The organism is Micromonospora sp. NPDC047521 (assembly GCF_055587305.1).
In genome coordinates, this window is record NZ_JBVJGN010000010.1 from 100975 (window position 1) to 115749 (window position 14775).

At 72.7% G+C, this 14775-nt stretch carries 14 protein-coding genes and 1 riboswitch; of the genes, 5 read left to right on the top strand and 9 right to left on the bottom strand.

The window, feature by feature from the left end:
- Positions 1 to 227: 227 nt before the first annotated feature.
- Positions 228 to 1409 carry an ABC transporter substrate-binding protein gene (locus ACZ6N8_RS21820; protein ID WP_466012299.1) on the top strand — a complete coding sequence of 394 codons (1182 nt, stop codon included), beginning with the start codon at positions 228 to 230 and terminating at the stop codon, positions 1407 to 1409.
- Positions 1410 to 1483: 74 nt separating this feature from the next.
- On the opposite strand, the gene ACZ6N8_RS21825 is transcribed toward ACZ6N8_RS21820, so the two are convergent.
- Entirely contained in the window at positions 1484 to 2335 is an 852-nt protein-coding gene (locus ACZ6N8_RS21825; RefSeq protein WP_139583398.1) for an ABC transporter permease, read from the bottom strand.
- 100 nt (positions 2336 to 2435) lie between these two features.
- Complete coding sequence (locus tag ACZ6N8_RS21830; protein WP_364375525.1) at positions 2436 to 3470, bottom strand: ABC transporter substrate-binding protein; 1035 nt, start codon at positions 3468 to 3470, stop codon at positions 2436 to 2438.
- Positions 3471 to 3740: 270 nt separating this feature from the next.
- Between ACZ6N8_RS21830 and ACZ6N8_RS21835 the strand changes: the two genes are divergently transcribed.
- The 4 genes from ACZ6N8_RS21835 (at position 3741) to ACZ6N8_RS21850 (ending at position 8759) form a co-directional block, all read left to right on the top strand.
- Positions 3741 to 4526 (top strand): ABC transporter ATP-binding protein, encoded by a 786-nt coding sequence (locus ACZ6N8_RS21835; RefSeq protein ID WP_387115521.1) that lies wholly within the window; start codon positions 3741 to 3743, stop codon positions 4524 to 4526.
- Positions 4527 to 4528: 2 nt separating this feature from the next.
- Entirely contained in the window at positions 4529 to 5479 is a 951-nt protein-coding gene (locus ACZ6N8_RS21840; RefSeq protein ID WP_466012463.1) for an LLM class F420-dependent oxidoreductase, read from the top strand.
- A complete protein-coding gene (locus tag ACZ6N8_RS21845; RefSeq protein ID WP_203177721.1) occupies positions 5476 to 5784 on the top strand; it encodes a cupin domain-containing protein in 309 nt (102 codons plus the stop codon). The genes ACZ6N8_RS21840 and ACZ6N8_RS21845 overlap by 4 nt, the downstream gene beginning before the upstream one ends.
- A gap of 77 nt (positions 5785 to 5861) precedes the next feature.
- Positions 5862 to 8759, top strand: coding sequence for a hypothetical protein (locus ACZ6N8_RS21850; RefSeq protein ID WP_466012300.1), 2898 nt, complete (start codon positions 5862 to 5864; stop codon positions 8757 to 8759).
- Between the two features lie 64 nt (positions 8760 to 8823).
- On the opposite strand, the gene thiC is transcribed toward ACZ6N8_RS21850, so the two are convergent.
- The 7 genes from thiC to thiE form a co-directional block, all read right to left on the bottom strand.
- Positions 8824 to 10416, bottom strand: a complete 1593-nt coding sequence (gene thiC / locus ACZ6N8_RS21855; protein ID WP_466012302.1) for a phosphomethylpyrimidine synthase ThiC — start codon at positions 10414 to 10416, stop codon at positions 8824 to 8826.
- 17 nt (positions 10417 to 10433) lie between these two features.
- The gene (gene thiD / locus ACZ6N8_RS21860; RefSeq protein ID WP_466012304.1) at positions 10434 to 11219 is read right to left on the bottom strand and encodes a bifunctional hydroxymethylpyrimidine kinase/phosphomethylpyrimidine kinase; all 786 of its coding nucleotides are present in this window, start codon (positions 11217 to 11219) and stop codon (positions 10434 to 10436) included.
- Positions 11216 to 11965: a thiamine phosphate synthase gene (locus ACZ6N8_RS21865; RefSeq protein WP_466012306.1), complete on the bottom strand. Its 750-nt coding sequence runs from the start codon at positions 11963 to 11965 to the stop codon at positions 11216 to 11218. Before ACZ6N8_RS21865 ends, thiD begins: the two co-directional genes overlap by 4 nt.
- Positions 11962 to 12741, bottom strand: coding sequence for a thiazole synthase (locus ACZ6N8_RS21870; protein ID WP_466012307.1), 780 nt, complete (start codon positions 12739 to 12741; stop codon positions 11962 to 11964). The genes ACZ6N8_RS21865 and ACZ6N8_RS21870 overlap by 4 nt, the downstream gene beginning before the upstream one ends.
- Complete coding sequence (gene thiS, locus ACZ6N8_RS21875) at positions 12738 to 12938, bottom strand: sulfur carrier protein ThiS (RefSeq protein ID WP_466012308.1); 201 nt, start codon at positions 12936 to 12938, stop codon at positions 12738 to 12740. The genes ACZ6N8_RS21870 and thiS overlap by 4 nt, the downstream gene beginning before the upstream one ends.
- Positions 12929 to 14050 (bottom strand): glycine oxidase ThiO, encoded by a 1122-nt coding sequence (gene thiO, locus ACZ6N8_RS21880; RefSeq protein ID WP_466012310.1) that lies wholly within the window; start codon positions 14048 to 14050, stop codon positions 12929 to 12931. Before thiO ends, thiS begins: the two co-directional genes overlap by 10 nt.
- Positions 14047 to 14670 carry a thiamine phosphate synthase gene (gene thiE, locus ACZ6N8_RS21885; protein ID WP_466012312.1) on the bottom strand — a complete coding sequence of 208 codons (624 nt, stop codon included), beginning with the start codon at positions 14668 to 14670 and terminating at the stop codon, positions 14047 to 14049. The genes thiO and thiE overlap by 4 nt, the downstream gene beginning before the upstream one ends.
- A riboswitch (TPP riboswitch) is annotated at positions 14665 to 14774 on the bottom strand. (Overlaps the previous gene by 6 nt.)
- Between the last annotated feature and the right edge of the window lies 1 nt (position 14775).

Sequence of the window (14775 nt, forward strand, 5' to 3'; positions counted from 1 at the left end):
TCACGCGTGTATGCAAAGTGAGCTTTTGCAAACATTGCGTTGCCCCAGCATGTGGGATGGCCGTCCCGAAAATGCAACCGGGGTCCGCGCTTGACCACAGCGCCGGCCATTGGCAAGGTTTTGCAGGCTTCGCGCACACCGTACGGCAGAGGAGATCCCGTCCTCCACTGAGGACGGATTAGCGGCGGTGACCGGGCAGCGCCCGCGCCCGCACCTGGAGGACTGAGTTGAGCCCCATCCGCTCCGCGACCATCGCGGCGCTCGCATCGGCCGTAGTTGCCACCACGCTCACCGGCTGCCAGTTCGGCGGGGACGACAAGGACACGAGTCCGATCGTGATCGCTGCGGACCTCGAACTCTCCGGCGCCGCCGCCCCCGTCGGGCGGGCATACCAGCGTGCGTTGGAACTCAAGAGGGACCAGTTGAACTCGTCGGGAGCACTGAACGGCCGGAAGATCGAGCTGAAGGTCAAGGACAACCGTTCCGACGCCGCCGAGTCACTGCGCAACATCGCCGACTTCAGCAGCGATTCCCAAGTCAGCGCCATCATCATGGGCGGCTGTAACGAATGCGCGGTCGGTGCGGTCGGCACCATCAACGAGAAGCGGATTCCCACCATTGCGCTAGCCGCTTCCGGGGCGATCGCCGCTCCGGTCGCCGAACGGCGCTACGTGTTCAAGCTGGGCCCGAACGCCGCAGACAGCGCCGCCGCGCTGACCTCCGAACTGCGCCGCAAGGGCGTCCGCAAGGTAGGTCTGCTCTCCAGCGACGACGACTACGGCCGGGAGGGCGCGACCGCGCTGCGCCGCGAACTGGCCAAGGCCAGCATCAAACCGTCCGGCGAGCAGGTGGTGAAGACCACCGACACCGAGGTCGGCCAGCAGATCGGCCAGCTCACCTCGAAGAAGCCCGACGCGCTTGTCATCTGGACGCCGCCGGAGCAGGCGGCGCTGGCCGCGACCAGCGCGCAGCAGGCCGCCTTCAAGGGGTCGCTCTTCTTCGACGCGGGAGCGGCAGGTGACCTGTTCCTCGGCGCGGCGGCCCGCGCCACCGAACAGGCCACGCTCATCTTCACGCAGACGATGGTGATCGACGACGTGATCGCCACCACGCCCGCGAAGGCGGCCCGGCGGCAGTGGTTCCAGGACTACACGGCGCGCTACGGCGGGTACAACGGATCGTCGTCGTTCGCCGCCGACGCCGTGCAGCTGATCGCCGACGCCGAGCTGCGCGCCGGCGGCGAGATCGGCACGGTGGACCGCAGCGGCATCCGCGACGTGCTGGAGACGTCCCAGATGGACGGCCTCTCCGGCCCGATCCGGATGACGCCTGACAACCACTCCGGGCTGATGCCGCAGGCACTCACCACGCTCGTCGCCCGCAACGGCCGCTGGCGGCTGGCGGGCTGAGCACCACCACGAACGGCGAGGGCCGGCCCCCAACCAGGGGGCCGGCCCTCGCCGTTGCCCGGCCGATGGAGCCGTCAGCGGCTGCTGGTGGTCTCGCGTACCCAGGGCAGGGCGATCCGCTCGATGAGCAGCAGCGCCGAGTAGAGCAGGATGCTCACCAGCGCCACCAGCATGATCGCCGCCCAGGCGGTGGCGGTGTCGCCGACGCCCGCGTACTGGAGGATGACGTAGCCCAGGCCGCTCTCACCGGCCTGGAACTCACCGATCACCGCGCCGATCGCGGCAAGCGGCATGGCCACCTTGAGACCGACGAAGATCTGCGGCAGCGCGGCAGGGAAACGCACCTTGCGGAACGCCTGCCAGCGGGAGGCGTTCCAGGAACGCACCAGCTCCGCCAGGTCGGACGGTGTGGTGGTCAGCCCGGTCGCGGTGGACAGCACGATCGGGAAGAAGCACAGCAGGAACACCATGGTCAGGATGGGCTTCTGGCCCCAGCCCAACGCCACCACGAGCAGCGGACCCAGCGTGATCTTCGGCACCGCGTTCACCGCGACCAGCAGCGGGGTGAACATCCGCTCCACGGTGCGGGAGCTGGCCAGGGACAGTCCGATCAGGACGCCGGCGGCCGCCGACAGGGCGAAGCCGAACAGGATCTCCAGCAGCGTGTCCCAGGTGTGTTCCAGCATCCGGGCGGGCTTGTCGACGAACGCGGCGAGCACGTCGCCCGGCGGCGGCAGGGCGGCCGGATGGACCAGCTCCAGCCGGGCGATGAGCCACCACGCCGCCAGGGCCACGACGATGCCGGCCACGGGCAGCAGCGTCGCCCCGGTCCCGGCGCGCAGGCCGGCGCCCCGACCCGCCTCGCGGCCGGGACCCGGAGGCGGGGTCGCCGCCACGGCCGGCTCTGCTGAGCGGACGTCGGTCATCTTCTTCTCCTCGATATCCCACGGCCGCGGGGGCCGACGAGCGACGGGGGTACGTCCCACCGGATGCGGCGGGACGTACCCCCTGGTGACGACCGGACGATCAGGCCTTCGGCGCGAGGCTGAAGTCGATGATCTGCTCGGGGGTGATGTTCTGCTTCAGCGCGCCCGCGCCCTGCAGGATCGCGATGCTCTTGGCGACCCGGCCGCTGTCGAGCGTGCCGATGGCGGTGCCCGAGTTGCCGGAGCGGACGTACGCGGCCATCAGCTCCAGCTCGGCGGCGGCGGAGGCGATGTTGGTGGCGTCGACGTTCTTCTTCAGCAGGTCGGCGGCCTCCTTCGGGTTCGCCAGGCTGTACTCCAGGCCCTTGAGCAGCGCCGCGGTGAACTTCTTCACCATCTCCGGCTTCTCCTTGGCGATCTTCGAGGAGGTGATCAGCACGTTGCCGTAGAGGTCCTGCATCACGTTGCTGTACGGCAGCATGACGGCCTTCTTCTTGGCCACCGCCTCGATCGTCGGCTGACCGACGACGAACTGGCCGATGCCGTCGACCGAGCCGGAGGCCAGCGTGCCGATCAGTGCCTGCGCCTCACCGTTGACCCAGGTCACCTTGCTGGCGTCCACACCGGCGAGCCGGGCGTACGTCGGGAACAGGTTGCGGACCACGGAGCCGGGGGTGTCGGCGAGCTTCTTGCCCTCGAGGTCCTTCGGGGAGGCGATGTTCTTGCCCTCGACGGTGGCGATGCCGGCCATCGTGCGCTGCTGGATCGCGGCCACCGCGACGAAGTCCTTCGCCTGGCCGTTGCCGAGCTGGAGCAGACCGCCGGTGAGGTCGATCGGCCCGAAGTCGGCCTGGCCGCCGACGACCGTCTGGATGACGCCACCGGTGCCCTGACCAGCCTTGATCTCGACGTCGAACCCGGCCTCCTTGAAGAAGCCCTTCTCCTTCGCCACCCAGGCGTAGGAGTCACGGCCGAAGTTGCCGAAGGAGGTGAGGTAGGTCACCTTCTCCAGTGCCCCGCCGCTGCCGCCCTTGGCGTCGTCGTCACCCGAATCCGACCCGCTGCTGCACGCGGAGACGAGGGCGAGGGCAGTGGCCAGCGCGGCCGTAGCGACCGTACGGGTCAGCCTTCTCATCAGTAGCACCATGTCCTTTCCGACCGGGGCCGGCAGGCCACCGGAGGGGGTTGTCGCGGCGGAACCGGCGAGAGGGGTGGAAGCCGGCACCGCCATCGTGAGGGGACTCTTCGCGGGCACAGCGTACGAGAAACCCACAGTTGCGACGCCAGGCGTATCGGGTTGCGGAACGGAAACAACATGACGACCACCCCGGACGGTGCGATACCTCGGCGAGCCCGCTAGCCTTTGTCGGATTCCTGACCGTCCACTCAGCGGAGGCCGCCGGAGATGATCCGACTGTCCGGGGTGTCTCGTACCTTCGAGGGCCGGTCCGGCCGCGTGGAGGCGCTGCGCGGCATCGACCTCGACGTCGCCGACGGCGAGTTCGTCGCCGTCCTCGGCCGGTCGGGCTGCGGCAAGTCCACGCTGCTCCGGCTGATCGCCGGGCTGCTCCCGCTGACCGCCGGCGAGATCACCGTGGCCGGTACGCCGATCACCAGGCCCCGCCGCGACATCGCCATGCTGTTCCAGAAACCGGCCCTGCTGCCCTGGCGCAGCGTGCTCGACAACGTCCTGCTGCCGGTCGAGGTCTTCGGCTGGAGCCGCGCCAAGTACCGCGAACGCGCCCGGCAACTGCTCGACGTCGCAGGCCTGTCCGGTTTCGAGAAGCGGCTGCCCCACGAACTCTCCGGCGGCATGCAGCAGCGCGTCTCGCTGTGCCGATCGCTGATCGGCGAGCCCCGGGTGATGCTGATGGACGAGCCGTTCTCCGCGCTTGACGCGCTCACCCGGGAGGAACTCTCCGGCGAACTCCAGCGGGTGCACATGGAGAACAAGCCGACGATCGTCTTCGTCACCCACTCGATCGACGAGGCGGTGCTGCTCGCCGACCGGGTGGTCGTGCTGAGCCCCCGCCCCGGCCGGATCCGCAAGGTCGTCGACGTGACCATCCCCCGGCCCCGCACCCTGGGCCGCAACGCCCACCTGGCCGATGTGGCCCAGGTCAGCGCCGACCTGCACGAGCTGTTGATGGAACGCGACCAGCCGGCCGCGGCCGGCGCGGAGGGGCGATGACCATGCGGGTGTCGGTCTTCACCGAGCCGCACCGCGGCGCCACCTACGACGACCAGCTCCGCTTCGCCAAGCTGGTGGAGGACGGCGGCTACGAGGGCTTCCTGCGCGCCGACCACTACCAGTCGATGGGCGCCGACCCCGGCCTGCCCGGCCCGACCGACGCCTGGCTGACCCTCGCCGCGCTGGCCCGGGAGACCGAACGCATCCGCCTCGGCACCCTTGTGACGTCGGCCACCTTCCGGCTGCCCGGCCCCCTGGCCGTGATGGTCGCGCAGGTCGACCAGATGAGCGGCGGCCGCGTCGAGCTGGGCATCGGCGCCGGCTGGTACGAGCGCGAGCACACCTCGTACGGCATCCCGTTCCCGGCCGTCGGTGAACGTTTCGACAGGCTCGCCGAGCAGCTTGAGGTGATCACCGGTCTGTGGGCGACGCCGTCCGGCGAGACGTACAGCTTCACCGGCGACCACTACCGGCTGGTGGACGCGCCCGCCCTGCCCAAACCGGTGCAGGTGCCCGGGCCACCGATCATCGTGGGTGGACGCGGCCCCAAGCGCACCCCCGACCTGGCCGCCCGGTACGCCACGGAGTTCAACATGCCGTTCAAGTCTGTGGCGGAGACCGCCACGGCGTACGACCGGGTGCGTGAGGCGTGCGACCGCGCGGACCGGGCCGGCTCCGGGCGCGCGCCGCTCGTGCTCTCCGCCGGGATCGTGGTGGCCATCGGCCGGACCGACGCGGAGGCGCAGCGGCGTGCCGCTCCCCTGCACGAGAAGAGCGCGTTGCCGCCGGAGGACCCGGTGGTCGGTTCGCCCGCGCAGCTCGTGCAGCGCCTCGGCGAGTTCGCCGCGATCGGCGCCACCCGCGTGCACCTGCGGATGACCGACCTCGCCGACCTCGACCACCTTGAGCTGATCGCCGCCGAGGTGCTCCCGCAACTGGACGGAGAACGATGACCAACGTGATCGACGGAACCGAACTCGGGCCGGTGGGCCAGGAGATCGTGTACGAGAACGACCGGGTCCGGGTCTGGCACATCCGGCTCGAGCCGGGTGAGCGGCAGCCACTGCACCGGCACGACCACCCCTACCTCGTGGTGGCGATCGAGGGCGCGAAGAACGTCGTACAGACCGTCGACGGCACCCGGATCGACGCCGACGAGCCCACCGGCGGAGTGGTCTACCGGGACCCGGGAGCAGTGCACATGCTCACAAATGTCGGAGACACGACTTACCTGGCCCGGCTGGTCGAACTCAAGTAGACCCGCCGGACGCGGGCCGGCGCGCCGCGCGGCGCGCCGGTGGCGATCCGGTGTACCAGGTGCGTAACGTGCCGGACATGGCCTTTCGGACCTGGGGCAGACTGCTGCTCACGGCGCTCGGGGTGAGCGTGCTGGCCGGGGCCGGTCAGCTCGGTGTCGCGTACGGCTTCGGCATCGTCCGGCTCACCGGCGCTTTCACCGGCACGACCGTCAACCAGTGGCCGGCCCAGCTCGTCTGGGTGGGCTGGTTCGCCGCGAACGCCGCCGTCGCCGGCGCCGTCCTGACCGGGCGACTGGCCCGCCGGGACACCCCGGCGGCCAGCACCGGCCGGCAGCTGGCCATCGGTGGCGCTGCCGCGCTCGGCGCCACCGCCGTCGCGCCGCTGTGCATGCAACCCGCCCGAGCCGCCGAGCTGATCTCGGTCGACCCGGTCTGGGCGGTGGGCATCTGCGCCATCCTCGGCGCGGTCATCGGAGCGGGCGCGGCAATCGCCGTCCTGCTCCGGCCCGAGCTGGGCTGGAACATGGCGGCCGTGGCAGGCGCGGTCTGGCTGGTGGCGCTGATCTCCGTCCTGCCGTCGCTCGGCACCACGGGCCCCCTGCCCACTGTGCGACTCGGCGTGCTGGAGCCGAGCTGGCTCGACGACGACGTCGCCCAGCGGCTGTCGCTGGTGCTGCTCCCGATCACGGCGCTGCTCGCCGGCGCGGCGACCGCCGGGTTCTCCCGCTGGCGGGGCCAGGTCCCCCTGATCAGCGGGACCACCGGCGTGGCCGGCCCGGTTCTGGTGGCCTTCGCGTACCTGACCGCCGGCCCCGGTGACGCGGTGGACCGCTACCAGACCACCCCCTACTACGGCGCGCTGATCGCGGTCCTCGCCGGCGCGCTCGGCGCGGCGGCGGCGGCGCTGCTGCGCTGGCCGGTACGCGCCCGCGGCACCGACAGCCAGGTGATCGAGCCGACCACCATCCTGCGTCCACTGCCCGCCGGTCCCGCCTTGCCCGGTGCCAGGTCGACGGATCCGGCGGACGACCGCGACGCCACCGACCACCGGTCGGACGAGTCCATCACCGGGCGCACCGGCCTCGGGACCATCGCCGGCGAGCCCACAGTCACGGGGCGGACCGGTCCCGACCCGCACACCGCCGACGCCGCGGTGCGCACCGTTCCGGCGCACTGGGACTGGCCGGGTACGACGGCGAGCGGCCAACACGGCCCGGCCACCCCCGACGCTCCCCGACCCTCCGCCGCGACCTGGGTGACCGCGCCGACCGGCGAACTCGACGCATCGGACCAGGACCCCACCGCCGCGTCTCCCCTCGCCGGGCTGGACGCGTCGCTCGCCTCCGGCCTGTCGGACCGCCCGCTGGAGAGCACCACAGGCCGCACGGTTCCGCCGACCGAGGGCCCGTCGGCGAGCGAAGGCACGGCCGCCGGGCGGGCGGACACCGGCACGGACGCCGACGACCAGGCCACGACCCACCGGGGCACGACCGGCGCGAGCCCGACGGACGGCACGAGCAGTGACGGCGGTACGAGCAGTGACGGCGGCACGAGCAGCAGCGGCGGCACGAGCAGCAGCGGCGGCACGAGCGCGGCGGGCGGTGACGCCACAGCGGCAACGCCGGCACCGAAGCCGCGCCGGACCCGCAAGGCGAAGTCCACCCCCTCCACCGCAGGCTTGGACGCCGACGGCACGCCGTCGACCACCGAGGCGGTACCGACCGCCCCGGTCCCGGCACCCACCGGAACCGGAGCGACCGCGACGCCCACCGACGCCACCCCGTCGAACACCGGCGCCACCGCATCGCCCGCCGACGCCACCGCGTCGACCGCCGACGCCGCTGGCACGTCCGCCGCCGCTGCGGGCGCGGGCACCGGACGGTCCAGGAAGGGCGCCCGGTCCGCGAGCGCCACCGACGGTGGCCGTCCCGCCGGCCGCAGTGCCCGGACCGACCCGGACACTCCCAGCGACCTGGACACCCCGGCCGCCACTCCGCAGAGCCCCGCCGCTCCCGAAACGCCTCGCGACGCGGCTGGCCAGGGAGCTGCGACGACGTCCGCGACGGCCGCCGGGGCCACCGCCTCCGAGCCCGAACGGGAAACGGTCACCAGCCGCCGTACCGCCGCCGACCGCACCGGCACCGAGGACGGCTCCGCCGCGCCTCTCTTCGGCGCGGAGTCCGCCGGCGACACGCAGCCGGACCGCTGGACGCCGACCCCGCCGGCCTGGCCCGTCACCTCGGGGCGTACGACAGCCGCGCCGGCCGAGGACACCGCGTCGACGGTGCCGGACGCCGAGACCAGCTCGGACCCGGTCGAGTGGACGCCCCGCCCCCGCCACCGGGCATCCATGCCGGACCTGAGCCGGGCCACGAGCTGGGACGCGTTCAACACCACCAGACGCCCTGGCCCGGCCGGCGTGCATAACGGTCCGACGGACGCCTCCCGCAAGCCGTCGACCGACATGGCAGCGTCGACCGACACGACGCCAGGCGACAGGGCGGAGACCGACCCGACGGCGGGTTCGACCGCCTCGACCGAGCGCGGTGGCGGCCGTAGCGCGTTGGACCGGGCGGCTGGGCGCTGGCGCCGCGCGACAGGTACGTCGACCCGCGCCAGTGGGCTGCCTACGTCCGAGCCGGAGGTGGCACCGGAGCCGGTCCCGGCGTCCCCGGTCGTGCCGGAGCAGGCTGATTCCGCGGTAGACCGCCCGGCGAACGCCGATTCCGCGCCCGGGGACGAGTCGGAGCAGCCCGCCCGGCGTGGCCGGCTCGGCGGACTGTTCCGCCGCAACCGGTCGCGGGCGGACGAGGAGACCCGGCCCGTGTCGGACGCCGAGGAGCCGCTGCCGGCGCAGGACGAGGAGTTCGTCGACTGGGTCGCCGGCCTGGGCAAGCCGGTGGCCGACAACGAGCCGGACCAGGAGAACGGTCGCCGCTCGCTGCGTTCCACCGGGCGGCACCACCGCGACTGACCTCCTGGCCGAGCCGTTGCCGACCCGCTGAGCACACAGGGCGGGCCGGCAACGGACGGGCGGATCAGGCGAGCGGCAGGTACACCCGGCTCCCGCCGGAGACGAACTCCTCCGACTTGTCCTTCATGCCGCGCGCCGCGTACTCCTTGAGCTCCTGGGTGATCTTCATGGAGCAGAACTTCGGGCCGCACATCGAGCAGAAGTGGGCAGTCTTCGCCGGCTCGGCGGGCAGCGTCGCGTCGTGGTACGAGCGTGCCGTCTCCGGGTCGAGTGAGAGGTTGAACTGGTCCTCCCAGCGGAACTCGAACCGCGCCTTCGACAGCGCGTCGTCCCACGCCTGCGCGCCGGGGTGTCCCTTGGCCAGGTCCGCCGCGTGGGCAGCGATCTTGTACGCGATCACGCCCGCCTTCACGTCGTCCCGGTCGGGCAGGCCGAGGTGCTCCTTGGGCGTGACGTAGCAGAGCATCGCGGTGCCGAACATGCCGATCATCGCGGCCCCGATCGCCGAGGTGATGTGGTCGTACGCGGGCGCGATGTCGGTGGTCAGCGGGCCGAGCGTGTAGAAGGGGGCCTCGTGGCACCACTCCTGCTGGAGGTCCACGTTCTCCTTGATCTTGTGCATGGGCACGTGACCCGGACCCTCGATCATCACCTGTACGTCGTGTTCCCAGGCAATCTTGGTCAGCTCCCCGAGGGTCCGCAGCTCGGCGAACTGCGCCTCGTCGTTGGCGTCCGCGATCGAACCGGGACGCAGGCCGTCACCGAGGGAGAACGTCACGTCGTACCTGGCGAGCAGCGAACACAGCTCGGCGAAGTTGGTGTAGAGGAAGTTCTCCTCGTGGTGCGCCAGGCACCAGGCCGCCATGATCGAGCCGCCGCGGGAGACGATTCCGGTGACCCGGTCGACGGCAAGCGGCACGTACGGCAGCAGCACCCCGGCGTGCACGGTCATGTAGTCGACGCCCTGCTCGGCCTGCTCGACGACCGTCTCGCGGAACACCTCCCAGCTCAACTTCACCGGGTCACCGCCGACCTTCTCCAGGGCCTGGTAGATCGGCACCGTCCCGATCGGCACCGGCGAGTTGCGCACGATCGCCTCCCGGGTCTCGTGGATCCGCTTGCCTGTGGACAGGTCCATCACGGTGTCCGCGCCCCACCGGGTGGCCCAGGTCAGCTTCTCCACCTCCTCGGCGACCGACGAGCTGACCGCCGACGTACCGATGTTGGCGTTCACCTTGACCAGGAACGCCTTCCCGATGATCGCCGGCTCGCACTCGGGGTGGTTGACGTTGAGCGGCAACACGGCCCGACCGGCGGCGATCTCCGTCCGGACCAGCTCCGGGTCGACGTTCTCCCGGATCGCCACGAACTCCATCTCCGGCGTCACCACACCGGCCCGCGCGTACGCGAGCTGCGTCGGACGACGGCCGTCCGCGCCGGCAAGCGGCGTACCCGCGCCGCGTACCGGGGCCACGTCGCCCCGCTCGGCGATCCACGGCCCCCGCAACGCGGGCAACCCCACCTCCGGGTCCGATCCGGGGCCGGACGTGTCGTAGAGCCGCACCGGCGGCAGGTCCCCGGTCAGCCCCACCTCCGCGAACGGCACCCGCACATCCGGCCGCGAACCCTCGACGTACACCTTGCCTCGTGCCTGCACGACAACCTCCCTGGTGATCAAGAGGACCAGCCGAAGTGGTCCAGCGGCCCACGTCCCGCGCCCAGCTCCCAGCTCCGCGCGCCGGTCAGCCCGCGAAGCACGTACTCCTTGGCGGCCCCCACGGCCGCCGGCACCGGATCGCCGAGCGCGAGCCGCACCGCGATCGCCGCCGAGAAAGAACACCCGGTGCCGTGGGTGTGCCGGGTGTCGACCCGGGGGGCGCGCAGCAGGGTGGTGACACCACCGCCGCACAGCACGTCGACGGCCTCGTCGCCGTCCACGTCACCGCCGGTGACCAAGACGTACTCCGGGCCGCCGGCCGCGAGCGCCTCGGCGGCCACGACCATCGCGGCCACGTCGTCAACGTCGCGTCCGGTGAGGGCCGCGGCCTCCGCGCAGTTAGGCGTCGCCACCCTGGCGTACGGCAGCAGCCGCTCCACCGCGCCGACCACGCCGAGCCGGTGGCCGCTCGTGGCGACCAGCACCGGGTCGACGACGAGGTGCGGCAGCCGGCCGTCCCGGGCCGCCTCGGCCACCACGTCGGCGACAGCGGGTGTGCCGAGCATTCCCGTCTTGACCGCGCCGACAGTGAAGTCGCCGAGCACGCTGTCCAGCTGTTCGGCGACAGTGCGCGGCGGCAACGGCAGAACGGCGTCGACACCAGTGGTGTTCTGCGCGGTGACCGCCGTGAGGACGCTGGTGCCGTACGCGCCAAACGCGGCGAAGACCTTCAGGTCGGCCTGGATTCCGGCGCCGCCGCCGGAGTCTGAGCCGGCGATGGTCAGCAGTGTTCGCGGGGTCATTTTCCCTCAGCTTTGATTGCGGTTGAGGGCTGCGGCCGACAGTGCCCACTCCGGGCGGTCAGGCTTGATCCCTGCGTGGGCACTGTCGGCCGCAGCCCCCGTCGTGGGGACCTGGCTGACCCCGCGCCGGGTTCTAAGGGCTTGGGGGTGACCGCCTCGTGGAAGGCGCTGGTCAGATCCGCCGCCGTCTCGGTGGGGTCTTCGGCTCGCATGAGCGCGCCCAGCACCGCCACCCCGGCGGCTCCCGCCTCGACGCAGGCGGTTACCTGGTCCGGGGTTTCCACTCCGGCCAGCGCCAGCAGGGGCACGGGGCTGACCTCGACCAGGCTGCGCAGCCCCGCAACGCCCAGGGATGGGCCGTAGCCGGGCTTCGTGTTCGTTGGCCAGATCGGGGAGACCGTCGCGTAGTGCTCGGTGGTCAGGCGGGCCAGTTCGGCTTCGTTGTGGCAGGAGCGGCCGACCAGGCTGTGGGGCGGCGGCGGGTACGGGCCGGCGGCGGGCAGGTGGACGGCGTCGCCGCCGAGCGGGTCCGGGCCGGCCACGATGAGGGTTCCGCCGACGTCGGCGAGGATCGCGCGCAGACCGGCGGCGAGTGCGGCACGCTCGGCGCGGGGCAGGTCCTTCTCCCGCAGCACCACCCAGCGCACTCCCCCGGCTGCCGCCCCCGCCACCACCAGATCGAGCGGGCCCCGCGCAACCAGCCGATCGGTGAGCAGAACGACCCCCGACGGCACCGGCCCGGTCACAGGTCCGGTCTCCCCTCGTCTGGGGTGGATCCGAGAGCGTGGAAGCGGCGGGTGATCCGGCCGGCGCCCGCCGCCAGGCGGCCCGCCTCGACCGCGTACCGCATCGCGGTGGCCATCGCCACCGGGTCGGCGGCCCGGGTGACCGCGCTGGCCAGCAGCACCGCGTCGCAGCCCAGCTCCATGGCCAGGGCCGCGTCGGACGCGGTGCCGATGCCGGCGTCCAGGATCACCGGCACGTCCACGCTCTGGCGGATGAGTCGGATGTGGTGGGGGTTGCCGATGCCGAGCCCCGAACCGATCGGGGAGCCGGCCGGCATCACGGCGGCGCAGCCCACGTCGGCGAGCCGGCGGGCGAGCACCGGATCGTCGCTTGTGTACGGCAGGACGGTGAACCCGTCGGCGACGAGCTCCTCGGCGGCACGCAGCAGCTCCACCCCGTCGGGCAGGAGTGTCCGCTCGTCGCCGATCACCTCCAGCTTGACCCAGTCCGTGTCGAACGCGTCCCGGGCCAGCCGGGCCACCTTCACCGCCTCGGTCGCGGTGTGGCAGCCTGCGGTGTTCGGCAGCAGCCGAACGCCGCAGCGGTCCAGCAGGTCCAGCAGCCCACCGCCGGTGCCGGGGGCGGTGTCGACCCGGCGCAGGGCCAGGGTGACCAGCTCGGTCCCGGAGACGCGGATCGCCTGCTCCAGCACGTGCAGGTTCGCGGCCCCGCCGGTGCCGAGGATCAGCCGCGACCCGAACGTCTCCCCACCCAGTTCGAACGTCACGCCGCTCACCCGCCCTGCGCGGCGGTGAGCACCTCGACCCGGTCACCGTCGCGCAGCACAGTGACCGGCCAGCCGGCGCGGGGCACCACCTCGCCGTTGACGGCGACCGCCACTCCCCTGTGCTGCGGGGCGATGTCGCCGACGAGGTCGGCCACCGACGTACCAGCGGCCACGCTGCGACCGGTCCCGTTCACAGTCAACTCCACTGGTCCCCCTCCATCGTCCGATCAGGTCCGAAGCCGGCGAACCGGTCCGCTCCGAAGGGCGCGAGCAGCGGATCGGGTACGCCGGTGAGCACCAGGTCCGCGATCAGGTCGGCGGTGACCGGGGTGAGCACGATGCCGTGCCTGTGGTGCCCGGTGGCGGCAAGCACGTCCGGCCGGCCGGGCAGCGGCCCGAGGACAGGCGCGTTGTCGGGGGTGCCGGGGCGCAGGCCCGCGGCGGCCTCGACCAGGTCGTACTCGGCCAGCTCGGGCAGCAGGTCGACGCCGGCGCGGAGCAGCCGCAGCACGGCACCGGCGGTGACTGTGGTGTCCGTGCGCTCCTCGACCGTCGCGCCGAGCACCACCTCGCCGTCGGCGCGGGGCACCACGTACACCTGCTCGCCGTCGGCGTACCCCCGGATGACGTGCCGGAAGCCCGGCGCGACGCCTCCCGGCGCGCGCAGCCGGAGGATCTGGCCCTTCACCTGCCGCACCGGCAGCCCGGTGAGCGCGGCGGCGCCGCAGCCGGCGGCGACCACTGTGACACGTGCGTCCAGGTCGGACAGTCGGCGGACCGGTCGCGGCACGAGCACCGCGCCGGCCCGCTGCGCGGCCGTGCGCAGGGCCGGCACCAGCAGCCGGGGATCGACCTGGTGGTCGGTGGGCGCGAGCGCCCCGCCGCGCACCCTCGGCGCGAGCGCCGGCTCGCGGTCGCGCAGACCGCTTGGCAGCAGCGGGGTCACCGGCAGACCAAGGCCCTGCTGGTACGCCCAGAGTCGCCGTGCCTCGGCCAGGTCGTCACCGGTCAGGCCGACCAGCAGGGTGCCCTCGGTCCGGTAACCGAACTCGACGCCTGTCGCCTCGGTCAGCTCGGCGGCGAACGCCGGCCAACGCGCGGCGGACGCCAGCAGCAGCCCGGTCAGCTGCCGCTCACCGAAGTACGCCTCGGCGACCGGGGAGAGCATGCCGGCGGCCACCGCCGAGGCCCCCGACCCGGAGGCCGGATCGTGCACCACCACCCGCAGCCCTCGGGCGGCCAACCGCCAGGCGACGGACAGCCCGATCGGCCCGGCCCCCACCACCGCCACGTCGACGGCGGTGCCGTCGCCTGTCACGCCAGTGCCCGCAGCAGCTCGGCGGTGGCGCGGGCCGGATCGGCGGCGGTGGAGATCGCACCGACCACCGCCACCCCGTACGCCCCGGCGGCGAGCAGCGCCGGCACCCGGGCGGCGGTCACCCCGCCGATCGCGATGACCGGGACGTCGACCGCGTCGGCGACCGCGCGTACCCCGTCTGGGCCGATGGGGTCGGGCAGTCCCGTTTTGGTGCTTGTGGTGTGGCACGGCCCGACGCCCAGGTAGTTGGCCCCGGCGACGACAGCGTCGACCGCGCTCCTCGGCTCGCGGGCGGTGGCGCCCAGCACGCCGGTGGGGCCGAGCACGTGTCGGGCGGCGATGACCGGCAGGTCGTCGGCTCCGACGTGGCCACCGGCGGCACCGGCCGCGAGCGCCACGTGCAGGCGGTCGTTGACCAGGCAGGTCGCCCCGTACGGCGTGCACAGCGCCAGGACCGCACGGGTCAGCTCGTACGCCTCGCGGTCGGTGACGTAGTCCTCGACGCGGACCTGCACCACCAGGTCGGCGCGGGCCTCCGTGAGGGCGGCGCGGACCACGCCGAGGGGGTCGCACCCGGGCCGGGTGTCGGTGATCAGATGCAGTCGTCCAAGGGACGGCACGGCAACGCTCCTCCCTGCGCCGGCATTACCCGGATCAGGTTCGACGGTCGGGGGCTGTCAGCCCCCCTCTCAGCCCGGTACACCGGGCTCCCGTGGGTTACTTGC